22 protein-coding genes and 2 pseudogenes are annotated in these 25238 nt (G+C 32.2%); 22 read left to right on the plus strand and 2 right to left on the minus strand.

Going from position 1 to position 25238, the window contains the following annotated elements; genetic code table 11:
- Window positions 1-2 precede the first annotated feature (2 nt).
- The 12 genes and pseudogenes from HMPREF1984_RS04945 (at window position 3) to adhP (ending at window position 10782) form a co-directional block, all read left to right on the plus strand.
- Window positions 3-782: a TIGR00282 family metallophosphoesterase gene (locus HMPREF1984_RS04945; RefSeq protein WP_021766816.1), complete on the plus strand. Its 780-nt coding sequence runs from the start codon at window positions 3-5 to the stop codon at window positions 780-782.
- Between the two features lie 3 nt (window positions 783-785).
- Window positions 786-1709 carry a 50S ribosomal protein L11 methyltransferase gene (prmA, locus tag HMPREF1984_RS04950; RefSeq protein WP_021766817.1) on the plus strand — a complete coding sequence of 308 codons (924 nt, stop codon included), beginning with the start codon at window positions 786-788 and terminating at the stop codon, window positions 1707-1709.
- Between the two features lie 21 nt (window positions 1710-1730).
- Complete coding sequence (cmk, locus tag HMPREF1984_RS04955) at window positions 1731-2378, plus strand: (d)CMP kinase (protein WP_021766818.1); 648 nt, start codon at window positions 1731-1733, stop codon at window positions 2376-2378.
- 169 nt (window positions 2379-2547) lie between these two features.
- Window positions 2548-2822: pseudogene (locus HMPREF1984_RS04960) on the plus strand (HU family DNA-binding protein).
- A gap of 86 nt (window positions 2823-2908) precedes the next feature.
- Window positions 2909-4138, plus strand: a complete 1230-nt coding sequence (locus tag HMPREF1984_RS04965; protein WP_021766820.1) for a 3-deoxy-D-manno-octulosonic acid transferase — start codon at window positions 2909-2911, stop codon at window positions 4136-4138.
- Between the two features lie 53 nt (window positions 4139-4191).
- A complete protein-coding gene (trmB, locus tag HMPREF1984_RS04970) occupies window positions 4192-4890 on the plus strand; it encodes a tRNA (guanosine(46)-N7)-methyltransferase TrmB (protein ID WP_021766821.1) in 699 nt (232 codons plus the stop codon).
- A 114-nt stretch (window positions 4891-5004) separates the two neighbouring features.
- Window positions 5005-5313, plus strand: coding sequence for a 50S ribosomal protein L21 (gene rplU, locus HMPREF1984_RS04975; protein WP_036099825.1), 309 nt, complete (start codon window positions 5005-5007; stop codon window positions 5311-5313).
- Between the two features lie 16 nt (window positions 5314-5329).
- Window positions 5330-5668: a ribosomal-processing cysteine protease Prp gene (locus HMPREF1984_RS04980; protein WP_021766823.1), complete on the plus strand. Its 339-nt coding sequence runs from the start codon at window positions 5330-5332 to the stop codon at window positions 5666-5668.
- A gap of 3 nt (window positions 5669-5671) precedes the next feature.
- A complete protein-coding gene (rpmA, locus tag HMPREF1984_RS04985; RefSeq protein WP_021766824.1) occupies window positions 5672-5965 on the plus strand; it encodes a 50S ribosomal protein L27 in 294 nt (97 codons plus the stop codon).
- 149 nt (window positions 5966-6114) lie between these two features.
- Window positions 6115-8940 carry an excinuclease ABC subunit UvrA gene (gene uvrA, locus HMPREF1984_RS04990; protein ID WP_036099826.1) on the plus strand — a complete coding sequence of 942 codons (2826 nt, stop codon included), beginning with the start codon at window positions 6115-6117 and terminating at the stop codon, window positions 8938-8940.
- A 159-nt stretch (window positions 8941-9099) separates the two neighbouring features.
- Window positions 9100-9636: a DUF1439 domain-containing protein gene (locus tag HMPREF1984_RS04995; protein WP_232219686.1), complete on the plus strand. Its 537-nt coding sequence runs from the start codon at window positions 9100-9102 to the stop codon at window positions 9634-9636.
- Window positions 9637-9726: 90 nt separating this feature from the next.
- On the plus strand, window positions 9727-10782 hold the full coding sequence (gene adhP, locus HMPREF1984_RS05000; protein WP_021766827.1) for an alcohol dehydrogenase AdhP: 1056 nt from the start codon (window positions 9727-9729) through the stop codon (window positions 10780-10782).
- A 329-nt stretch (window positions 10783-11111) separates the two neighbouring features.
- On the opposite strand, the gene HMPREF1984_RS11635 is transcribed toward adhP, so the two are convergent.
- Both HMPREF1984_RS11635 and HMPREF1984_RS05010 read right to left on the minus strand, forming a co-directional pair.
- On the minus strand, window positions 11112-11519 hold the full coding sequence (locus tag HMPREF1984_RS11635) for a DUF333 domain-containing protein (protein WP_021766828.1): 408 nt from the start codon (window positions 11517-11519) through the stop codon (window positions 11112-11114).
- Window positions 11520-11549: 30 nt separating this feature from the next.
- Window positions 11550-12644 (minus strand): S1C family serine protease, encoded by a 1095-nt coding sequence (locus HMPREF1984_RS05010; protein ID WP_021766829.1) that lies wholly within the window; start codon window positions 12642-12644, stop codon window positions 11550-11552.
- A gap of 234 nt (window positions 12645-12878) precedes the next feature.
- Here HMPREF1984_RS05010 and HMPREF1984_RS05015 point away from each other — a divergent pair, with 234 nt between their 5' ends.
- The 10 genes and pseudogenes from HMPREF1984_RS05015 to HMPREF1984_RS05060 all read left to right on the plus strand — a co-directional run.
- Window positions 12879-13613, plus strand: a complete 735-nt coding sequence (locus tag HMPREF1984_RS05015) for a DeoR/GlpR family DNA-binding transcription regulator (protein ID WP_021766830.1) — start codon at window positions 12879-12881, stop codon at window positions 13611-13613.
- Window positions 13614-13684: 71 nt separating this feature from the next.
- Window positions 13685-14602 carry a 1-phosphofructokinase gene (pfkB, locus tag HMPREF1984_RS05020; protein ID WP_021766831.1) on the plus strand — a complete coding sequence of 306 codons (918 nt, stop codon included), beginning with the start codon at window positions 13685-13687 and terminating at the stop codon, window positions 14600-14602.
- Between the two features lie 3 nt (window positions 14603-14605).
- Window positions 14606-16540, plus strand: a complete 1935-nt coding sequence (locus HMPREF1984_RS05025; protein WP_021766832.1) for a fructose-specific PTS transporter subunit EIIC — start codon at window positions 14606-14608, stop codon at window positions 16538-16540.
- Between the two features lie 309 nt (window positions 16541-16849).
- Window positions 16850-17884, plus strand: coding sequence for an ABC transporter ATP-binding protein (locus tag HMPREF1984_RS05030; protein ID WP_036099827.1), 1035 nt, complete (start codon window positions 16850-16852; stop codon window positions 17882-17884).
- 1 nt (window position 17885) lies between these two features.
- Window positions 17886-18833: an ATP-binding cassette domain-containing protein gene (locus HMPREF1984_RS05035; RefSeq protein WP_036099830.1), complete on the plus strand. Its 948-nt coding sequence runs from the start codon at window positions 17886-17888 to the stop codon at window positions 18831-18833.
- A 1-nt stretch (window position 18834) separates the two neighbouring features.
- Entirely contained in the window at window positions 18835-19797 is a 963-nt protein-coding gene (gene opp4B, locus HMPREF1984_RS05040) for an oligopeptide ABC transporter permease (RefSeq protein WP_021766835.1), read from the plus strand.
- Window positions 19798-19807: 10 nt separating this feature from the next.
- Complete coding sequence (locus tag HMPREF1984_RS05045; RefSeq protein WP_021766836.1) at window positions 19808-20716, plus strand: ABC transporter permease; 909 nt, start codon at window positions 19808-19810, stop codon at window positions 20714-20716.
- Window positions 20717-20889: 173 nt separating this feature from the next.
- Complete coding sequence (locus tag HMPREF1984_RS05050) at window positions 20890-22677, plus strand: oligopeptide ABC transporter substrate-binding protein (RefSeq protein WP_021766837.1); 1788 nt, start codon at window positions 20890-20892, stop codon at window positions 22675-22677.
- A gap of 180 nt (window positions 22678-22857) precedes the next feature.
- Window positions 22858-24660, plus strand: coding sequence for an oligopeptide ABC transporter substrate-binding protein (locus HMPREF1984_RS05055; RefSeq protein WP_021766838.1), 1803 nt, complete (start codon window positions 22858-22860; stop codon window positions 24658-24660).
- Between the two features lie 199 nt (window positions 24661-24859).
- A pseudogene (locus HMPREF1984_RS05060) lies at window positions 24860-25238 on the plus strand (oligopeptide ABC transporter substrate-binding protein); the annotation flags it as partial.

The following is a 25238-nucleotide window of genomic DNA, read 5'->3' on the forward strand; positions in this document are numbered from 1 at the left end:
AAATGAAATTTTTAATAATTGGAGATGTGGTTGGAGAGCCAGGAAGAAATATTTTGTTCAAGTATCTGGAAAAAAGAAAGAAGAATTATGACTTTATAATAGTCAATGCAGAAAATTCAGCGGGAGGTTTTGGAATAACTCCTAAAATTGCTGAACAGATATTTTCAAGAGGAGCAGATGTAATAACACTTGGAAACCACACTTGGGATAAGAAGGAGATTTATTCTTATATTAATGAAGCGAAGAATTTAATAAGACCGATTAACTTTACAAAGGAAGCTCCTGGAAAAGGATATACAATAGTTGAAAAAAATGGTAAGAAAGTAGCTGTTGTAAATGCTCAGGGGAAGGTTTTCATGCCTCCTATAGCATGTCCGTTTCTGGCAATGGATGAAATAATTCCTGAAATACGTAAGGAAACAAATATTATTATTGTGGATTTCCATGCTGAAGCCACTTCTGAAAAGCAGGCGATGGGATGGAATCTTACAGGGAAAGTTTCAGCCGTTTATGGTACTCACACCCACACTCAGACAGCAGATGAAAAAATACTTCCAGGAGGAACAGCATACCTTACTGATGCAGGAATGACAGGAGGACATGACGGAATACTTGGAATGAACAAAAAGGAAAGTATACAGAGATTTAAGGATGGAATGCCTTCAAGATATTCTGTATGTGAAGAGAATTTAAGGATAAATGGTCTTGAAGTTGAAGTAAATGAAAATACAGGAAAAGCTGAAAAAATAAAAAGAATTAACATGCATTATGACGAGGTTTAATAGATGAAGTGGATAAAAGTAAAAATAGATTATTTTTCAGATGAACTTAATCAGACTAAGGAAAACTTGATTAATATACTTTCTGAAATAGGGATAAAACAGATAGAAGTTTCTGATTTTTTCACAGATAATTCTTTAGATTATAATGTTAATTTTAAAAAAGAAAGTGATGTATGGAGTATTACAGGATATATTATTGATAACAGGTTTGCAAACCTGAAATTAAATATAATTTATGAAAAATTATCTGAATATAGTGAAGCCAAGGAAGATTTCATATATGAAATATATACTGCAAAATGTTCTGATGAAGACTGGCAGGATGAATGGAAAAAATATTTCCATACAGTAAATATTACTGAAAATATAGTTATAAAACCAAGCTGGGACAGTTATGAGGCTATTGATAATGAAATAGTCATAGAGATAGATCCTGGTCTTGCATTTGGAACAGGAACGCATGAAACAACATCTTTATGTGCAGAATTTCTGGAAAAATATTCTGTAGGAAGAAAAAAACTTCTTGATATAGGATGTGGTTCGGGAATTTTAATGCTCATAGGGAAAAAAATGGGAATAGAAAAAGTAACAGGAATAGATATTGATGAAAAGGTTGAAGAAGTTGTACTTGAAAATTTTGACAAAAATGATATAAAGGATAATTTTCAGGTAATAATAGGAAATCTTGTTGAAGATATAAACGATAAATACGATATTGTTGTTTCAAATATACTGGTAGATGTACTGACTGAACTGCTTGAAAGTATAGAAAAAACTCTTGAAAAGGATGCAACTGTTATTTTTTCCGGAATACTCGCAGAGAAGGAAGAAGCTTTTGCTGAAAAAGCAGAAAAGTATAATTTACAGAAGTTAGACAGAAAAGAAAAGAATAACTGGGTTTCCCTTGTATTTAAATATGTGGGATAAATCTATTCAGGGAGGAAAAAGATGATTATTGCAGTAGATGGACCTGCCGGAAGTGGAAAGAGTACAATTTCAAAACTTCTTGCAAAGGAACTGGGACTTGTGTATCTGGATACAGGTGCCATGTATAGACTTTTTACATTGAAGATGCTGAAAGAAAATGTTTCATTTTCTGATAATGATAAAATAAATGAATTGCTGGAAAAATTGAATATTAATATAGAAAATGACAAATTTTATCTTGATGATGAAGATGTAAGTAAAGAAATAAGAAAGACAGATGTTGCTGAAAATGTTTCTAAAACAGCTGCAATAGATGAAGTCAGGGAAAAAATGGTAAGTCTCCAGAGGGAATTTTCCAAATCCAAAAATGTAATTTTAGATGGAAGGGATATTGGAACTGTTGTTTTTCCGGAAGCAGATATAAAAATATTTCTTGTTGCAGACCCTAGAGAAAGGGCTGAAAGAAGATTTAAAGAATTGAAGGCAAAAGGAGAGAACATTTCTTTAGATAGTATATATGAAAATATTTTGAAACGTGACAAGCTAGATTCTACAAGAGAAAATTCACCTCTGAAAAAGGCAAATGATGCAATTGAAGTGGATACTACAGGAAAGAATATAGAAGAGGTAAAAAATATAATATTAAACCTTTATAATAATAAAGGATAGTATGTTAGTAAAAAACTAATGATATGAAAACTATACAAAAAATCAAAAATATGATTAAAAAAATATATCGGAAAAAATAAAAAAATGAAAAAAAGGACTAGACAAAATTCCAAAATAGTGTATAATAGTTAAAGAATTATTATAACAAAAATAATGGAGGTAAATAAGTATGTCAAAAAAAGAATTTGTGAAGCTTATGCAAAAGCTACAGGAGAAACTAAAAAAAGAGCAGAAGAATTAGTAAATGAATTTTTAGGAACAGTTGAAAAATCTTTAATAAAAGGTGAAACAGTTCAATTCGTTGGATGGGGAACATTTGATGTTCAAAAAAGAGCTGCCAGAACAGGAAGAAACCCTCAAACTGGAAAAGAAATCAAAATAGCTGCTAAAAAAGTAGTTAAATTCAAAGTAGGTAAAAAATTAGCTGAAAAAGTTGCTAAGTAATAAACTGCAGAAAACAAGTTAAGGGACTGTTTCAAATAGAGAAAATCTATCAGGAACGGTCTTTTTATATATGGAAAGGACATTGTATGATTATAGTTTACAATATTCTGAGATATTTTTTATATGGAATAATAGGTATAGTTTCAATCTTTAACAAAAAACTGCGTATATTTTTCAATAAACGGCTGAAACAGGATTTCAGTAAAAGGAAATTTTCAAATAATAAAAATGAGGCTATACTTATTCATATGTCATCTGTTGGAGAATTTAATCTTTCAAGGGAATTGATTGACAGACTTATTTTAAAAGGAGAAAATGTAATACTTTCAATAATGACTGATACTGGAAAAGCGGCTGCTGAAAAAGGTTATGGAAATAATGAAAATGTGGCAATATTTTATTTTCCTCTGGATGATTATGTATGCCTGGCAAATCTTTTTAAAACATACAAAATAAAAAAGACAGTTATAATTGAGACTGAAATATGGCCAAATCTTTATTCTGTTGCATCTGAAAAGTCAGAACTTTATATTATAAATGGAAGGCTTACTGAGAAGAAAATGAAATCCTATCTAAAAATAAAAGGATTCATAAAAAAATTGCTTAATAAGGCTGAAAAAATAATGGTTCAAAGTGATGAAGACAGGAAAAGATATGTAAGCCTTGGATTAACTGATGAAAAAGTAAAGGTATATAAAAACTTGAAATATTCAATAAAATATGAAAAAATATCTGAAGAAGCAGAAGAGAAGTACATTGAAAATAATATTCAGAAGGATAAAAAAATAATAGTCTGTGGAAGTACACGTCCTGGCGAGGAAAAAATCTGGCTGGAAGTATTTAAGGAAATAAATGAAGAAAAAGAATATCAGCTTGTATTAGTACTTAGACATCTTGATAGAATTGATGAAGTTATAAATGAGATACATCAGGTTTTTCCAGAAGGTGAAAATTCAAAAATTAGTTATTCGTTAATGTCTGAAGATAAAAAGACAGATATACTGGTAGTGGATAAAATGGGAGTTTTAAGGGACTTCTATCAGCTTGCAGATTTTGTATTTGTAGGTGGAACACTTGTAGATATTGGAGGACATTCGATATTGGAACCTCTTTATTATGGCAAGAAGCCTATAATTGGAAATTATTATCAGAATATAGCTGAAATAGTGGAAGATGCAAAAAAAATGAGTTTCATAAAAATAGTTGAAAATAAAAATGAAATAGTCGAATATCTAAAAAAATCTGAAAAAGTTGATACATCAGAGTTTTTTAGAAAAAATAATGAGATAGATAAAATTTTAGAGGAACTGGAATAATTATCCCTATAAATTCTATTAAAAATAAAAATGAAAGGAAATTGAAATTACAGATGGGAACAGTTGAAAATAAAAAGGAAGTATGGCAGTATTTTTTTGAAAAGCCAAAAAAGAATTATAATAAATATATGTTTGAAATGGTGGAATATCCTGATTATCTAATGTATGACAATGAAAAAGTTGACAGCTACAAAGGAAAATGGAATGAATTTTTTGGAAATGACAATGATATATTTCTTGAAATAGGTTGCGGAAGTGGAAATTTTACAGTTGGAAATGCTGAAAAGTTTAAGGATAGAAACTATATTGCACTGGAGCTGAGATTTAAAAGACTTGTGCTGGGAGCGAGAAAATCTCAGAAAAGACATTTGAAAAATATTTTATTTATAAGAAAAAGAGGAGAAACTGTACTTGAATTTATTGGAGAAAATGAAATTTCAGGAATGTATATTAATTTTCCTGATCCTTGGGAAGGCGAAGAACATAAAAGGCTTATAAATAAGGAACTTTTTGAAAGAATGGATATTATTTTGAAAAAAGGTGGTAAACTTTACTTTAAGACAGATCATCAGCAGTACTATGAAGATGTACTTGAATTACTGAAGGAAATTGATGGATATGAAGTAGTTTATCATACTGATGATTTGCACAATACTGAAAAGGCTGCAGAAAATATTAAGACAGAGTTTGAACAGTTATTTTTAAGTAAACATAATATGAATATAAAATATGTGGAAATTGAGAAGAAGTAGGGTAAAATTAATTTGACAAATAGTCTAAAATATGATATAGTATCACAGTATACGCATAAATTGGGTGGCTAATACCTATAATTTAGCGATTTTGAAATTTTGGAGGTGGACGAAATGTTTGCAGTAATTAAAACAGGTGGAAAACAATATAAAGTTCAAGTTGGATCTGTATTAAAAGTTGAAAAATTAGCAGCTGAAGTTAATTCAGACGTAGAAATCAAAGAAGTTTTGTTAGTAGGAGAAGGGGATAATGTAACAGTTGGAACTCCTTTTGTTGGAACAGCTTCTGTTGTAGCTACAGTTAAAGAACACGGAAAAGGTGACAAGAAAATAAACTTTAAATACAATAAAAAAACTTACTACAGAAAAAAAGGACACAGACAGCAATATACAGCAATTGAAATCAAATCAATAAATGCTTAATTGATGTGTGGTTTAAATGATAAAGATAAAATTTCTGAAAAAAAATGAAAGAATTATATATTTTGAAATAACAGGACACGCTAATCATGGTGAATATGGGGAAGACATAGTATGTTCAGCTGTTTCTTCGGTTTCCCAAATGACTTTAAATGGTCTGCTTGAAATTTTAAAACTGGATGGCAGACTTCAATATGAAGAAACGGAAGGATATATAGTCTGTGATTTAGATAAATCTGATTTGACTGATGATGAAATTGAAAAGTCAGAAATTCTAATCCAATCGATGTATTCATATTTAAAAGCAGTGAAAGAAAGTTATGGAAAGTATGTAGAAATAAGAGTTAGGGAGGTATAAAAAATGATATTAAAATTAAATTTACAGTTATTTGCCTCAAAAAAGGGACAAGGATCTACTAGAAACGGAAGAGACTCTAATCCTAAATATTTAGGTGTTAAAAAATATGATGGTGAAGAAGTAAAAGCTGGAAATATAATTGTAAGACAAAAAGGAACTAAATTCCATGCAGGAACTAATGCAGGTTTAGGAAAAGATTACACATTATTTGCTTTAACTGACGGATACGTTAAATTTGAAACTTTTGGAAAAGGTAAAAAGAGAGTAAGCATCTACGCTGAAAGAAAAGAAGCTTAATAACTGATAATAATAATTAGAAAGACAGATTCCTTGTGGGATTTGTCTTTTTTTGCAATATAATAAAACTTGTTTTTTTCAAAATAATATAGTAATATTAGAAGAGAGGTTTTTAATAAAAAGGCAAAGTGAAAGGAAATTTTATTATAATGAATGATAAGATAAAAATAGTGGGAGCAAGGGAACACAACCTGAAAAATGTAAATATAGAAATACCAAAAAACCAGTTTGTTGTTATTACTGGAGTATCAGGAAGTGGAAAATCTTCCCTTGCTTTTGATACAATATATTCAGAAGGTCAGAGAAGATATGTTGAAAGTCTTTCAGCATATGCAAGAATGTTTATAGGCCAGATGCAGAAGCCTGAACTGGACAGTATAGAAGGACTTTCCCCGGCAATATCAATAGAGCAGAAAAGTGTTTCAAAAAACCCAAGATCAACTGTAGGAACAACTACGGAAATTTATGATTATATGAGATTATTATGGGCACATATAGGAGAGGCACATTGTCCAATATGTGGTCAGAAGGTGGAAAAACAGTCTATTGAAGAAATTACAGACAGTATAATCGAAAATGGAGCAGAAAAAGATAGGTTAATAGTTCTTGCACCAGTTGTCATTGATAAGAAAGGTACTCATAAAAATTTATTTCTAAATTTACAGAAAAAGGGATTTCAGAGGGTTAGAGTGAATGGGGATATTCTAGATTTAAATGATGTTATAGAACTTGATAAAAATAAAAGACATAATATAGAAGTTGTAGTGGACAGAATAGTGATAAAGCATGATGATAAGGAATTTCTGAGCAGACTTACGGAGGCTGTGGAAACTGCGAGTGAACTATCTGAAGGAAAAATAATTGCAAATATAAATGGAAAAGATAACAAATATAGTGAAAATTTTGCATGTTCCGATCATCCTGATGTGGTTTTTCCGGATATTGTTCCAAGATTATTTTCATTTAACGCACCTTATGGAGCATGTGAAAGCTGTAATGGACTTGGTTCCACCCTTGAAGTTGATGAAAAGAAGCTTATTGTAAATGAAGATCTGACCTTGAGGGAGGGAGGAATAATTTTCCCAGGTGCATCTACTCAAAAAGGCTGGGGATGGGAACTTTTTACATGCATGGCAAAAGCTCATAAAATAGATATGGATAAAAAGGTTTCTGAGCTGACTGACAAAGAAAAGGAAATAATATTTTATGGAAGTGATAAGAAATTTAAATTTGTCTGGTCGGGAGACAGCTTCAGCTATAATGGCTACAGAGAATTTGAAGGAATTGTAAAAAGCATTGAAAGAAGATACAGGGAAACTGCTTCAGAGTCAATGAAGGAAGAAATAGAAGCTAAATACATGACAGATAGGACATGTAAAACGTGTAATGGAAAAAGATTGAAGGATGTAGTGCTTGCAATAACTGTAAATGGGAAAAATATAATAGATCTTACAGAAATGAGTGTTACAGAAGCACTGGAATTCTATGAAAATATAGAACTTACCGAAAAACAGAAACAGATAGCAACGGAAATTCTGAAGGAAATAAAGGAAAGACTGTCTTTCATGATAAATGTGGGACTGGATTATCTTACATTGTCGAGAATGACAAAAACCCTTTCAGGAGGGGAATCCCAGAGAATAAGGCTGGCAACCCAGATAGGAAGCCGTCTGACAGGAGTTATATACGTACTTGATGAACCAAGTATTGGTCTGCATCAGAGGGATAATGACAGGTTGCTGGAAGCATTGAAGGAATTGAAGGATATTGGAAATACTCTTGTTGTGGTGGAACACGATGAAGATACAATGAGGGAAGCAGATTATCTTATAGATATGGGACCTGGAGCCGGAATAAATGGAGGAGAAGTTGTTGCGGCAGGAACTCCTAAGGAAGTGCTAAAAAATAAAAACTCACTCACGGCAAAATATCTTACTGGAAAAGTTAAAATAGAAGTTCCGGAAAAAAGAAGAAAATCAGATAAGGAAATAAAACTTAAGAATGCAAAGGGAAATAATCTGAAAAATGTGACAGTGAGTATTCCTCTTGAAGTATTTACAGTGGTAACAGGTGTTTCAGGAAGTGGAAAGTCTTCACTTATTAATCAGACGCTGTTTCCGGAACTGCATAACAGATTAAATAAAGGAAAGCTTTATCCCCTTGAAAATGGAGGAATTGACGGGCTTGAACATTTGGAAAGGGTTATAGATATTGACCAGTCTCCAATAGGAAGAACTCCAAGGTCAAATACAGCAACATATACGAAAATATTTGATGATATAAGGGATCTATTTTCACAGACTAAGGATGCAAAAGTAAGGGGATATACAAAAGGAAGATTTTCCTTCAATGTAAAAGGTGGAAGATGTGAAGCCTGTGGAGGAGCAGGAATTAATAAAATTGAAATGAACTTTCTGCCTGATGTATATGTAGAATGCGAAGTGTGTAAAGGTAAGAGATATAACAGGGAAACGCTTGAAGTACAGTACAAAGGGAAAAATATTTCAGAAGTACTTGATATGACAGTGGAAGAAGCATATGAATTTTTTAAAACAATACCTGTTCTTGAGAGAAAACTTCAGACACTTATAGATGTGGGAATGAACTATATTAAATTAGGCCAGCCTGCTACTACCCTTTCAGGTGGGGAAGCCCAGAGGATAAAACTTGCTACTGAGCTTTCAAAGGTTTCAAGAGGGAAAACAATTTACATACTTGATGAACCTACGACAGGACTGCATTTTGAAGATATAAGAAAATTACTGGTTGTACTGGACAGGCTTGTAGAAAAGGGAAATACCGTACTTGTAATTGAACATAACCTGGATGTGATAAAATTTGCTGATTATATTATAGATGTAGGACCTGAAGGAGGTCATAAGGGAGGACAGATTATTGCCAAAGGAACTCCTGAACAAATTGCTAAGTCGAAAAAATCCCATACAGGAAAATTTTTGAAAAAATATCTGAAATAGAAATACAATATATTGTATTAGAATTAGAAAAATAGTATAAATACTATTTACAGGGAAAATATATAAGAAAACAAAGGGAAAAGATTTAAAATAGGAGTATCTTGAAAAATTCAGGATACTCTTTATTTTATGGATTAAAAAATGAAAGGAATGATACAAATGAAAAAATCAATAAAATACATTTTATTATTTGTGGTAATGATATTTGGACTTTTATCGTGTGATTTTCTTGCAAATAAAACGATACACGTTCCAAAGTCAATAATTCAGGAAAAGACAGATAAAAAGTTTCCAATTACGAAAAATTTTCTAGTGGCAAGTGTAACTTTAAAAAATCCAAAAGTTGATTTCAAAGATGAGAAATTACTTATAGAAGCAGACTATAATATAAACTTGCTGGATGAAAACAGTAAAGGTAAAATGTACCTAAGCAGTGGGATAAGATATGATGAAGCAAAGGAAGAATTATATCTTGTTGATTTATCAGTAGACAAAATAATCAATGATAAGGGAGAAGAAACTGCAAATTCAAAAGCAGAAAAAACTTTAAAAACATTGATAACTAATTATGTGGAAATGTCACCTGTATATAAATATGGTGAAGAAGAAAGAAAAAAGGAAGCAAAAGGTAAAAAATCCAAGATAAAGGTAAAAAATATGTATATAAAAGACGGTAAATTCTTTGTGAGAACATAAAAAGAAAATAATAACTTGATTTTTTTTCAAGTTAGGAGTATAATAATATTTGAACGGATATTTAAATATTAAACTTAGGAGGAAATTAACATGAAAGCAGTAGTTGTAAATGAAAAAGGAAGTGGGGAAGTACAAGTAATCGAAAAGGAAATACCAAAAGTAGGACCAGGGGAAGCGCTTGTAGAAGTTGAATACTGTGGAGTATGTCATACAGACTTACACGTTGCAAATGGAGATTTTGGAAAAGTTCCAGGAAGAATATTAGGACATGAAGGAATAGGAATTGTAAAAGAAATCGCACCTGATGTAAAATCATTAAAAGTAGGAGACAGAGTAAGTATTGCATGGTTCTTTGAAGGATGCGGTGTTTGTGAATACTGTACAACAGGAAGAGAAACTCTTTGTAGAGAAGTTAAAAATGCAGGATATTCTGTTGATGGTGGAATGTCAGAATATTGCCTAGTAACTGCTGATTATGCAGTAAAAGTTCCTGAAGGATTGGATCCGGCTCAAGCAAGCAGTATCACATGTGCAGGAGTTACAACATACAAAGCTATAAAAGTAGGAGATTTGAAACCGGGACAATGGGTTGCAATATACGGTGCAGGAGGATTAGGAAACTTAGCTATCCAATATGCAAAACACGTATTTAACGCTCATGTAATCGCAGTAGATATTAATGATGATAAATTAGCACTGGCAAAAGAAGTAGGTGCTGACCATGTAATCAATGGTAAAAAAGTGGAAGATGTTCCAGGATTAATAAAAGAATTATCAAAAGGAGGAGTTCACTCTGCAGTAGTTACAGCAGTTTCAAAAGTTGCCTTCAACCAAGCTATTGATTCAGTACGTCCAGGAGGAAAAGTAGTTGCTGTAGGATTACCTTCAGAAACAATGGATTTACCTATAGTTAAAACAGTTCTTGATGGAATAGAAGTTATCGGATCATTAGTTGGAACAAGAAAAGATCTTGAAGAAGCATTCCAATTCGGTGCTGAAGGAAAAGTAGTTCCAGTTGTTCAAACAAGAGCACTTGAAGATGCACCTGAAATCTTTAAAGAAATGGAAGAAGGAAAAATACAAGGACGTATGGTTCTTGATATGAAAAAAGGAAAATGCGGATGTGGATGTGGACATAATCACTAGAAAGTATCTGAAATTATAATAAATATAGAACATAAAAACTATATTTCTTCATTTACTAAAATTTTGCTTATATAAAACAGTTATTCATAAAGAAAAAGTCAAAATTTGCCTGAAAAATTAGGCTATTGACTTTTTCTAAATTCATTTTCTGTTTTAAATTGTAAAATTTTAAATAATGTGAAATATAGTTTTTTACATTTTAATAATTTAATTCAGGTGAATAATAAAATAAAAGGACTGTCTCAAAATAGTGAAAATATAGTTTTTACCTTATTTCTAAGTATTCTTTTTAAGACATCCTTTTATTTTTTAGTTATTATTAAAATTCCTTATTTTTTGGGTTTTATATTACAACTTTCTGTACAGTCATTAATTATTGCTTCCGGTTTAATATGTACTTCAGGAGTACCTTTTTCTGTCAAGTTATTATTTTTTCTGTAAAAATCCCATTCATCCACTTCTTTTCCATTTTTAAATTTACAAATTCCGTACTCATTTCCATCGTTATCTTTTCTTATGATTGACTCTCCACCTTGTTCAACGCAGTATACTGAAGCAGGATTTGCTGCACCAATCATTTTTTGCTCAGGAAAATTTTCGTTCACATAGTTGTTGTCAGTAGAAGTATTTTGCTCAATATTTACCGGTTTTGTTACTTTTTTACTCATATCCTTGTTGTGTGCCTCCAATGGAACTGATAATAACATAATTAATAAAATTCCAAATAATTTTTTCATTATTCCTCCTTGAATTTACTTGCTCATAAACTATTTAAATTTTTCAAGAGTGACATTTATATTTTTTTCTTTTCCATTTGAGTAAACTTTTAAATTAACAGTTTCTCCGATTCTTTTTGCAGCCAGTTCACCTATAAAAGTACCTGCTGAATTAACTTTCTTTCCGTTAAGTTCCAAAATGACATCATTATTTTTTAATCCATATTTTGAAGCAGGGGAATTAGGATATACTTTCTTTACTATAATTCCTGTAGAGTAAGGTATTTTTAATTCCTTAGCACTTACAGATGTAAGATTTTCAACTGATATTCCTATATAAGGACGTTCATATTTTCCAGTTTTTATAATAGAATCCTTTACATTCTGTGCAAGGTTTGAAGGTATTGCAAATCCAATTCCGATACTTCCTCCAGTTGTTGAGAAAATAGCAGTATTTACACCTATTACATTACCACTGATATCTAAAAGTGGTCCTCCGCTGTTTCCTTGATTTATTGAAGCATCAGTCTGAATAAAGTTTTCAATCTGCTCTATTCCAAGTGAACTTCTTCCGGAAGCTCCAATAACTCCAACTGTCATTGAACTGTTAAGTCCTAACGGATTTCCAAATGCAATAGCCCAGTGACCGATTTTAATGTTATCAGAGTTTGCAAATTTTAAAGGGGTAAAAGTTTTGTTTGAATTAATTTTCAATACTGCAATATCAACTTCTGGTGAAGAACCTACAAGTTTTGCAGAGTATTCTTCCCCATCTCCAAATTTTACAAAAATTTCGTCAGAACCATCAATAACATGGTTGTTTGTCATAACGTAACCATCGCTTGAAATAACAAATCCTGAACCTAAACTTCCTGATTCCCTTTTTTCCTGTCTTCTTCCTGAAGTACCGAATAAAAATTCTTCAAGTGGATTATAAGTGTTAACTATTATTGTTTTTTTTGTACGGATATTAACTACTGAATGTTTTGTTTTTTCATATACATTTGAAAAGGCATCCTGAGTTTTGTCAGTGACATTTGCTGTAGTCTGTACATTTACGTTATTATTTGTCTGTGCAGCAGTATCTGCAAATGCTCCTGTTGCAGCTAACATAAGCCCTGCAATCATAATATTTTTTATTTTCATAAAAAACTCCTTCCATTTTTAGTGTAAGTATATATTACATTTTTTATATTAGAAAATAAGTAGAATTATAAATGATATATTCTTAGAACACTAAAAACAGTAAAATTAAAGCTTGTGAAAAAAAATGAAAAAAAATGAAAATTTTTGAAAAAATATGTTGACATTATGGTAAAAAAAGTATATTATATTGGCAAGAAAAGCAAGACAATAATAAATATGAAATGAGAAGATGAGATGCTGGAAATAGACAGATTTGAAAAAATATTGGATGAACTGGAAAAGAAAGGAAGACTTTCATATCAGGAATTAGATAGTATAATGAAAGTTTCTGCTTCAACAATAAGAAGAGATATTGAAAAAATGTTCAAAAATGGTCTGTTGATAAAAATAAAAGGCGGAGTTGCACAACTGGAAAAATTGAATTTTGATCCAAAAATAGCAGACAGGTTCAATAGGAATGTTGAGGGAAAGAAGGAAATAGCTCAAAAAGCATTCAAAAGGATAAAAAAAGGTGATTTTATTTATCTTGATGCAGGGACAACAGTTTTCTATCTTATTGAAAAATTAAAGGACATTGAAGTAACGGTTATAACAAATGGGACTATGCATATCGATGAATTATTAAGAAATAACATAAGGACAATTGTAGCAGGTGGAGAAATAAAGGGACTTACAGGAGCAGTTGTAGGCATTGAAACTGTTGAGTTTCTGGATAAATATCGTTTTGATAAATGTTTTCTGGGAACAAATGGCATAAGCTTGAAGGCAGGTTTTACAACGCCTGAAGTTAATGAAGCCATGGTAAAGAAAAAAGTGCTGGAGCTTTCAGAAGAAAAGTATATACTGGCTGATGAAGATAAGTTTGACAAAATATCAAATATAAAGTTTTCACCACTTGAAAATTGTAAAATAATTACAACAAAAAAGGCTATTAAAGAAAATAATAGATATAAAAAATATTTTTATTAGTAATATTAAACGTAATTTTCAATAACAGCTTATGATAAATAATATTGCAATAAAAAAGAGAAGGAGGAAATATGATTTATACGCTTACATTGAATCCTGCACTGGATTATGACATGTATCTTGAAGAAGAACTGAAGCCGGAACATCTGAATTTGAGTAAAAAAGTAAACTTCAGGGCAGGCGGAAAAGGAATAAACGTGTCAAAAGTTCTAAAAAATCTTGGTGTAGAATCTACTGCAATAGGTTATGTTGCAGGTTTTGTAGGAGATTTTATTGTCAGAGATTTGAAAGAGGACAACATTAATGCAGAATTTGTAGAGCTTGAAGGAAATACAAGAATAAATGTAAAAGTAAATGGTAATGACAAGGAAACAGAACTTACAGGATTGTCACCTGAAATTACAGGTGAGAAACTGAAGGAACTGACTGAAAAAATTTCACATTTGAAGGATGGGGACATTCTGGTGCTTTCAGGAAGTATTCCAGAAAGTATAAGCAGAAGCATATATAAGGAATTATCAGAAAATGTAAAGGCAAATGTTGAAATAGTGCTTGATACAAGAGGAAATTTATTACAGGATAATATACATGGAAATTTTTTCATTAAACCAAATATACATGAATTAAGGGATATGTTTAATGAAAAGCTTGAAACAAAAGAAGAAATAGTAAAAAAATGTTCGTTTTTCTTGGAAAGAGGAGTTAAAAATATTATTATTTCACGTGGTGGAGATGGGGCTTTACTCGTAAATAAGGACTTTGTACTGGAGGCAACTGTACCGAAAGGGGAACTTATAAACTCAATTGGTGCCGGAGATTCAATGGTTGCAGGATTTATTGCAGGACATGTGAAGGGATATTCGATAGAAGATTCTTTCAGATTAGCAGTGGCTTCAGGAAGTGCAACAGCTTATTCATATGGATTGGCTGAAAATGAACTTGTTGAAAAACTGTACAAAGAGATAAAAATAATCAAGGAGAGTGTGTAGAGTATGAAAATATCGGATTTACTGATTAAAGACAGAATAAATCTGGATGTACAGTCAAGTGACAAGACAGGAATTATAAGAGAATTAGCAAAATTGCATGAAAAAACAGGAGTGCTGAATGACTATGAAGGGTATGTAAATGCCTTGATGGCGAGGGAAGCACAAAGTTCAACAGGAATAGGGGAAGGAATTGCGATTCCTCACGCAAAAACAGAATTTGTAAAAGAACCTGCACTTGCAATGGGGAGAAAAAAGGAAGGTATTGAGTATGATTCCCTTGATGGAGAACCTGCAACACTGTTCTTTATGATTGCGGCTCCAGATGGTGCAAATAATACACATATTGAAACATTGGCAAGATTATCACAGCTTTTACTGGATGATGATTTTAAGGCGGCTCTTGAAAATGCCGCGACAGCAGATGAAGTAGTGGATATTATTAATAAAGCTGAAGCTGAAAAGTTTTCAGGGGAAGAGAAAAAAGAAGAAGTAGCTGAAGTTGAAAGTCCTCAAGTTTCAGAAGATAAACCGTATATAATAGCTGCAACAGCTTGTCCAACAGGAATTGCACACACATATATGGCGGCAGAAGCATTGAAAAAAGCCGCAAATGAAATGGGTGTAAATATAAAGGTTGAAACAAATGGGGCTGACGGAAGAAAAGATGTACTTACAGAAGATGATATAAAGAAAGCAAAAGGTGTAATTCTGGCAATAAACAGAAACATTGAAGTGAACAGATTTGATGGAAAACCATTAATTCAGGTTGAAGCAAAAGAAGGAATAAATAATGCAAAAGGATTAATCCAGAAGGTTTTAGATGGACAAGCTCCAATTTTCCATGCAAGCGGTTCTTCAGAAGCATCAGAAGGATCTTCTTCTGAGAAAAAAGGACTTTATAAACACCTGTTGAGTGGAGTTTCATATATGCTTCCATTGGTAATAAGTGGAGGAATATTAATAGCATTGGCATTTTTAGTAGATACAATAACAGGACATGCAAATGCCGGTGGTGGATTTGGTTCAACAAGTTATCTGGCAAAATTATTTATGACTGTGGGAAAAGCCGCATTTGGATTATTCCTTCCAATATTGGGTGGATATATAGCTTACAGTATAAGTGAAAGGGCAGCCTTAACTCCAGGACTTGTAGCTGGACTTCTGGCTAGTACTCCTCTTGTTGAAAATGGTCCTGTTTCAGGATTTATAGGAGCGTTAATAGGTGGATTCCTGGCAGGTTATGTTGTTAAATTTCTAGTATGGGCATTTAAAGGGTTACCTAAAGCTTTAAATGGATTAAAAATGATTTTATTCTATCCAGTATTTTCAGTATTAATAACAGGTTCAGTAATGTGGCTTGTCATTAATCCAATTGCAACTGGGTTAAATGTATGGATGAATAACGGATTAGGTTCAATGCAAGGTGCAAGTGCAGTATTATTAGGTGCTTTATTAGGTGGTATGATGGCTCTTGACATGGGAGGACCTATAAATAAAGTTGCTTACGTATTTGGAACAGGTACACTTGCAACAACTATGACAACAGGTGGAAGTTTCTCAATGGCGGCAGTTATGGCAGGTGGAATGGTACCTCCAATAGCAATTGCAATGGCTTCACAATTATTTAAAAATAAATTTACTGAACAGGAAAGAGAAGCAGGACTGACTAACTACATAATGGGACTGTCATTTATAACAGAAGGAGCAATCCCTTATGCAGCGGCGGATCCTACGAGAGTAATTCCGGCAAGTGTAATTGGTTCTGCAATAGCAGGTGCATTAGTAGGATTATTCCAGATAAAAATACCTGCACCTCATGGTGGGATACTTGTAATGGCATTAAGTAACAATTTCTTCCTATATTTAGTTTCAATATTGCTTGGAAGTTTTGTTGCAGCAGTAATTTTGGGAATATTAAGAAAAAAAGTAACTGAATAATTGGGACAGCTTCAAGTATAAAAAATGAAAAGACAATTTTGAAAAGTTTAAAGTATAGGAGTACTTTAAAGGGAAAAATAATGGTAAAAGCTATGAAAATAAAAAAGATAAATGTAGCATATAGAAAAGATAAATAAAATATATAAATTGGGAAAAATCGCCTTTCTAAATATATAACTGAGAATGAAGTTAGTGTTTAGAGGCGTTTTTTTAAAAAAAAAGTATTTAAAAATATCAAAATGTGGTATAATAAAACAATCAAAGATAAATAATAGTAATAAATATATTTTGAGTAAGAGGAGAAGAAAAGTGGAAGAGAACAAGACTTTGTTGAAAATCAACAACCTATATACGAGTTTTCGTATTAAAGATGCATATTATCCTGCTGTGGACAATGTCACGCTTGAGCTTAACAAGAACGAAATACTTGCAATAGTTGGAGAATCAGGTTGTGGAAAAAGTACACTTGCGACATCTGTTATAGGATTGCATAATCCTATAAATACGAAGTCGGAAGGAGAAATCATCTACAAGGGAAGAAATTTACTCACTTTGACTGAAGCTGAGTATAATGAAGTAAGAGGAAATGACATAGGAATGATATTCCAGGATCCCCTTTCAGCATTGAATCCCCTGATGAGAGTAGAAGAACAGATAGAAGAAGGATTAATCTATCACACTAAGCTGACAAAGGCTCAGAGAAAAGAACGTGTTCAGGAATTACTTGTACAGGTTGGAATACCTAAACCTGAAAGAGTGGCACGACAGTTTCCGCATGAGCTTTCAGGAGGAATGAGACAACGTGTAATGACAGCAATAGCACTTTCGTGTAAACCTACAATTATAATTGCTGACGAACCGACAACAGCACTTGATGTTACAATACAGGCACAAATACTGGATCTGCTTAAATCACTTCAGGAAGAAATACAGGCTGGAATAATACTGATAACACATGACCTTGGGGTAGTTGCGGAAATGGCGGATAGAGTTGCTGTAATGTACGCAGGTCAAGTAGTTGAGGTTGCTTCAGTAAATGAATTGTTTAACAATCCAAAACATCCTTATACAAGATCACTGCTGAATTCTATACCTCAAATGGAACAGGAATCAGACAAATTACATGTAATACAGGGAACTGTACCGTCTCTTAAAAATTTAAAGAGAACAGGATGTAGATTTGCACCAAGAATACCATGGATTGGACATGAAGAACATGAAGAAAATCCGGAAATGCATGAAATCTCACCTGGACATTTCGTAAGATGTACATGTTGGAAGAATTTCTATTTCGAAGATAACAATGAAGAAAAAATAAATAATCATGAATCGGAGGAAGTATAAGATGAGCTTTATTGAAATAAAGAATCTAAAGGTTCATTATCCTATTCGAGGCGGTTTTTTTAATAGAATTGTGGATCATGTTTACGCGGTAGATGGTGTAGATTTGACGATAGAAAAGGGAAAAACTTATGGTCTTGTAGGAGAATCTGGATCAGGAAAATCAACAATTGGAAAAGCAATTATAGGACTTGAAAAAATAAAGGATGGAACAATTACATACGAAGGAAAAGTAATTGAAAAAAGAAGAAGCAGAAAATCAGATTATAATCAGAATATACAGATGATATTTCAGGATTCACTTTCAAGTTTGAATCCAAAAAAGAGAATAATTGATATTATAGCTGAACCTTTGAGAAATTTTGAAAATCTTACTGACAAGGAAGAAAGCAGAAGAGTTTCTGAACTTCTTGAAATAGTTGGAATGACTGATGATGCACTTTATAAATATCCTCATGAATTTTCCGGAGGACAGAGACAGAGAATTGGAGTTGCAAGGGCAGTAGCAATAAAACCAAAATTAATTATTGCGGATGAACCTGTTTCAGCTCTTGACTTGTCAGTTCAGGCACAAGTTCTGAACTACATGAAGGAAATTCAGAAGCAGTTTGGATTGAGCTATCTGTTTATTTCGCATGACCTTGGAGTTGTAAAACATATGTGTGACCATATATCTATAATGTATAGGGGACGTTTTGTAGAAACTGGTGAAAAGGCTGATATCTACAATAATCCGCAACATATATATACAAAAAGACTTATAGCGGCCATTCCTGAAGTAAATCCTAACCACAGGGAGTCAAATAAAGCAAAAAGACTTGCTGTTGAAAAGGAATATAGGGAAAATGAGCTGGAATATTATGATGAAAATGGAAAAGTATATGATTTACAGAAATTAACAGATACTCACTATGCCGCCTTGGCACATAAGGTAAAAGGAGGAGAAAAGTAAGATGTGGAAAACAGTATTGAGAAGAGTATTAGTAATGATACCTCAATTATTCATATTGAGTATATTAATATTTATACTTGCCAAAAAAATGCCGGGAGATCCTTTTACTGGATTGATAACACCTCAGACAAGTCCGGCTGTATTGGAAGAACTGAGAAGAAAAGCGGGATTTTATGATCCTTGGCATATACAGTATATAAGATGGATGGGAAATGCCTTTAAAGGTAATTTTGGAATGAGTTACACATATAAACTGCCTGTAAGTACATTAATAGGACAAAGGGTAAATAATACATTTATATTGTCATTGTTCAGTATGATACTTACATACACACTGGCAATACCTTTAGGAGTGCTTTCAGGAAGATATCAGAATTCGCTTCTTGACAGAGGGGTTACATTATATAACTATGTGAGCTACACTATACCTACATTCGTATTATCACTTATAATGGTATGGTTCTTTGGATATACATTAGGATGGTTCCCAACTACAGGATCAGTTACAATTGGGCTAACACCTGGAACATTTAAATATTTCATTGACAGAATACATCATATACTGTTACCTGCAATAACATATGCAATACTTAATACAACAGGTACAATACAGTATTTAAGAAATGAAATAATTGATGCAAAATCACTTGATTATGTAAAAACTGCAAGAAGTAAGGGTGTACCTGAAAATGTAGTGTATTCAAGACATATATTTAGAAACTCAATTTTACCAATAGCTGCATTCTTTGGATATTCAATTACTGGACTTTTAAGTGGTTCAATATTCATAGAAAGAATATTCAGTTATCCAGGAATGGGAAATCTGTTTATATCGTCTATCGGATCAAGAGATTACAGTGTAGTTACTGCATTGATTTTATTGTTCGGATTTTTAACATTGATGGGAAGTTTACTATCAGATATTATCTTAAGTATAGTAGATCCAAGAATCAGAATAGAGTAGGTGGTATAGAGTGAAAAAGGATAAAAATAAGACGGAAAATAATAATATAACTGTCAGTGAAAAACCGACAGGATTTACAGTCATAATGAGGGAAATAAAAAAAGATAAGTTTGCTATAATTTCCCTTATAATTCTGGGAGTACTGTTTTTAACAATATTTATCGGTGCATTCCTTACAAATCAGGAAGAGGTAATGAAAATAAGCCTTCTTGACAAATATGCGGCACCAGGTGAAGGATTTTATCTTGGAGCAGATTCCGGAGGAAGGGATATTTTAGGACAGCTTATAATAGGAGCTAGAAACTCAATTATAATAGGGGTTACAATTACAATTTTAACTTCCGGGATTGGGATAGTAGTAGGGCTTGTAGCAGGATATTATGGTGGGATAGTAGACGATCTGATAATGAGATTGATAGACTTTATTATGATATTACCAACATTAATGCTGGTAATAGTATTTATAACTATTGTTCCAAAATACAATATTCTGACTTTCATTTTCATAATGACGGCTTTCTACTGGGTAGGAACAGCAAGACTTATAAGAAGTAAGGCTCTTTCAGAAAGTAGAAGAGATTATGTTCATGCGTCAAAGACAATGGGAACAAGCGATTTGAAAATAATATTCAGGGAAGTACTGCCAAATATAAGTTCAATTATAATAGTTGATTCAACATTGGCTTTAGCAGGTAATATAGGGATAGAAACAGGACTTAGTTTCCTTGGATTTGGACTGCCACCTTCAATACCTAGTTTAGGAACACTTGTAGGATACGCAACAGATCCGGAAGTACTGTCTTCAAAGCTTTGGATATGGCTTCCAGCATCAATATTGATATTAATAATGATGCTTTGTATCAACTATGTAGGACAGGCTTTAAAGAGAGCGGCTGATGCAAGACAAAGATTAGGATAGTTTTAATTTAATAAATTTACTGAAAAATGGAAATATGAAACGGATTGTTTAATTGAGTTAAGAAATGGATATTTCAAAAACATATGTTATTAAACATTCCGTTTTTTTAAAAAATTTAACTTTTAGAATATAGATATTAGTTAAATAAAAGAAAAAAACCAGGAGGTAAGAAAATGAGCAGAAAGAAAATAGTCATGCTGTTTTTATTAACAATTATGTTATTAGTGACCGCGTGCGGACCAGGGGAAAAGAAAAGTAAGACAGGGGATACAGGAAATGAAAATGTGGCATTTCCAGTTAAAACATCAAATGATGGTCAAGCTGTAAAGGATGCGGTTTTAAAAGTGGCAATAGTAAAGGACTCACCATTGGTAGGATTGTTAAGTGATGTAGTTTATTCAGACGGTTATGATGGAATTCTTGTTGATAACTTTTTAGGTTCAGGTATATTTGAAACAGATGAGAATTTTGAAGTGACAGACGGAGGAATTGCAACTTTAACAGTAGATGCTGCAAATAAAAAGGCAACTATAAAAATAAAAGATGGAATGAAATGGTCTGACGGACAGCCTATTGTTGCTGACGATGTAATTTATGCATACGAAGTTGTTGGAAATAAAGATTATACAGGTATAAGATATACTGATGACAACGAAAAAATAATAGGAATGAAGGAATATCACGAAGGAAAAGCTTCAACTATATCAGGAATAAAAAAAATTGACAACAGTACAGTTGAAATTTCATTCAATGAAATTGGTCAGGGAATATATACATTAGGAAATGGTCTTATAGGATATGCCCTTCCAAAACATTATTTAAAGGATGTAGCTATAAAAGATCTTGAAACATCAGAAAAATCAAGAAATAAAGTTCTTACAACAGGACCTTATACAGTTGAGAAAGTAATACAGGGAGAAAGCTTGGAACTTAAGGCAAATCCTTATTTCTATAAGGGTAAAGCAAAAACTGAAAAAGTTACTGTGGAAGTTGTAAACTCACAGACAATAGTTTCAGCTCTAAAAGCAGGAAAATACGATATAGCTTATCAGATACCTACAGATTTATATAAAACATTTAAAGATCTGGATAATCTTCAAGTACTTGGAAGACAGGAATTATATTATTCATATATGGGATTCAAAGTGGGAAAATATGATAAAGAAAAAGGTATAAGTATAGTAGATCCAAATGCAAAAATGGCAGACATAAGATTAAGACAGGCTCTTGCTTACGGACTTGATATAGATCAGATGGTGAAAGCTTTCTATCATGGATTAAGAGAAAGAGCTACAACATCAATACCTCCTGTATTTAAGAAATATTATACAAAAGATATAAAAGGATTCCCTTATAATCCTGAAAAGGCAAAACAGCTTTTAGATGAAGCAGGATATAAAGATGTAAATGGTGACGGATACAGGGAAGATAAAAATGGAAAACCATTTGAAGTGAGAATAGCTTCAATGGCAGGTGGAGACATAGCTGAACCGTTAGTACAGTTCTATATACAGCAATGGAAGGAAATAGGTATAAAAGCTGTACTTGCAACAGGAAGACTTATAGAATTCAACAGTTTCTATGAGAAAGTAAAAGCTGATGATCCTGAAATAGATGTATTCTTTGCTGCATGGGGAACTGGAAGCGACCTGAATGCAATGAAGGTAAAAGGACCACGTGCGGCATTTAACTATACACGTTTTGTTTCTGACGAAAACACAAGACTTATGGAAGACACTGCAAACCCTAAAACATTGACAGATCCTAATTATAAGGCAGAAGCTTATAAAAAATGGCAGGAATACTTTATAAATCAGGCAGTAGAAGTACCTCTGACATATAGATACGAAGTATTCCCTGTAAATAAAAGGGTAAAAAATTATAATATTTCATATGGAAGTGCCGGAGGAGTTTATACAATAGAATTAACAGCGGCTGAACCTATAAAAGCAAAAAATTAATATTAATGAATTATATAAAATTGCACTTTTTAATCTTAATAAAAGATTTGAAGTGCAATTTTTCTGTATTTTTTCAAAAATTATAATAAAAATTGAAAAATTTTTGAAAAATATTTGCCAATTTTAAAAAAAGGTGGTAAACTCTAGATATAAATAAAAAAATACAGGAGGTTACAAAAAATGAAAATTAGAAAGTCAATTATGCTCTTTCTGGTTGCTATAATGATGCTGCTTACAGCTTGCGGACCGGGAGAAAAGAAAAGTAAGACAGGTGGAGGAGAAACTGTAGATGCTTCAAAATTTCCTATTGAAACTACAAATAAAGAACCTGCAGTAAAAGATGCAGTTCTAAAAGTTGCAATAGTAAAGGATTCACCTTTGATTGGTATTTTTTATTCAGATATCGGTCAGGGAGATGGGTTTGATGGCTTACTAATAGCTACTTTTTTTAGAAATGAAATATTTGATCTGGATGAAAACTTTGAAATTACAGATACAGGAATGGCAACATTATCTGTCGATGCCCCAAATAAAAAAGCTACAATAAAAATAAAAGATGGAATAAAATGGTCAGATGGACAGCCATTGACAGCTGATGATATTATATTTGCATATAAAGTAATAGGAAATAAGGACTATACAGGTGTAAGATATAATGATGAAAATGAAAAAGTAGTAGGAATGAAGGAATATCATGAAGGTAAAGCACAGGATATTTCAGGACTTAAGAAAATTGATGACAAAACAGTAGAAGTTTCATTTACAGAACTGGGACAAGGTGTTTACACTGGAGGAAATGGATTAATAGGGTCAGCATTACCTGAACACCACTTAAAAGATATTCCTATAAAAGATCTTGAAAAATCAGAAAAAGTAAGAAACAAAATGATAACTCTTGGTGCGTATACTATAGTTAGCGGAGTTCAAGGAGAAAGTTTAGAACTTAAGGCAAACCCATATCACTTCAGAGGTAAACCAAAAATTGAAAAAGCAACAGTGGAAGTAGTAAACTCAAATACAATTGTATCAGCTTTAAAAACTGGAAAATACGATATGGCTTTACGTATACCTACAGATTTATATAAATCATATAAAGATTTAAATAACCTTGAAATACTTGGAAACCAGGAATTATATTATTCATATATGGCTTTCAAAGTAGGTCACTTTGACAAGGTAAAAGGTGAAAATATAACAGATCCAAATGCAAAAATGGCAGATGTAAGATTGAGACAGGCATTAGTTTACGGACTTGATGTAGAGCAAATGGTAAAAGCTTTCTATTATGGATTAAGAGAAAGAGCTACAATGGCTGTACCTCCAGCATTTAAAAAATATTATTCAAAAGATATAAAAGGATTCCCATATGATCCTGAAAAAGCTAAAAAGTTATTGGATGAAGCAGGATATAAAGATGTAAACGGAGATGGATACAGAGAAGATAAAAATGGAAAACCATTTGAAGTAAGAATAGCTTCAATGGCAGGTGGAGATATAGCTGAACCGTTGGCACAGTTCTATATACAGCAATGGAAGGAAATTGGTATAAAAGGTGTTCTTTCTACAGGAAGACTTATAGAATTTAACAGTTTCTATGATAAAGTACAGGCTGATGACCCTGAAATAGATGTATTCTTTGCTGCATGGTCAGTTGGAACAAACTTGAATCCAATTGAAGGTGGAGGAAGAAAATCACCATTTAACTTCCCAAGATTCGTTTCAGATGAAAATGATAAATTAATGGCTGAAATATCAAGTCCTAAAACATTGGAAGATCCTAATTATAAAGCAGAAGCTTATAAAAAATGGCAGGAATATTATATAAATCAAGCAGTTGAAGTACCTTTAACTTACAGATATGATTTATCTCCTGTAAACAAAAGAGTTAAAAACTTCTATGTAGGATACGATTTGTATAAAAATGGTAAAATGGTTAACCAGTGGGAACTTACTGCTGCAGAACCTATAAAAGCAACAAATTAATAGTTAAATATAACTGTTATATATGAAAATTATATAAAAAATATAAGATATCGAAAAAGATGTAAAATCGATTCAAACGCTGATAAATAAAGGTTTATCAGCGTTTTTTGCAATGTGAAAAAAGTATTGATATAATTTATTAAAAGTGCTAGAATAAATTAAGTTAATATATCAATAAAAAAACTGGAGGTAGGTTAGTATGAAAATTAAAAGTGTAGTTTCAGTGTTAGTTATGATGATGTTGTTAATGTCATGTGGACCAGGGCAGAAAAAGAGTGCTGATGGAAACAAGAATTCTGAGAGTATAAAATTTGAAACAGAAACTCAGAATAAAGATAATGCAGTTCCAGGAGCAGTTCTAAGTGTTGCAATGGTTAAGGATTCACCATTGGTAGGGATATTTAATGAGGCAATGTATAAGGACGGTTATGACGGAGATATAATTGAATGGTTTTTAACAAATGTCATTTTAGATATTGATGAAAACTTTGAAATAACTGATACAGGAATAGCAACATTAAATGTAGATCCGGAAAACAAAAAAGCAACTATAAAAATAAAAGATGGAATGAAATGGT

Source organism: Leptotrichia sp. oral taxon 215 str. W9775, assembly GCF_000469505.1.
Classification (GTDB): Bacteria; Fusobacteriota; Fusobacteriia; order Fusobacteriales; family Leptotrichiaceae; genus Leptotrichia_A.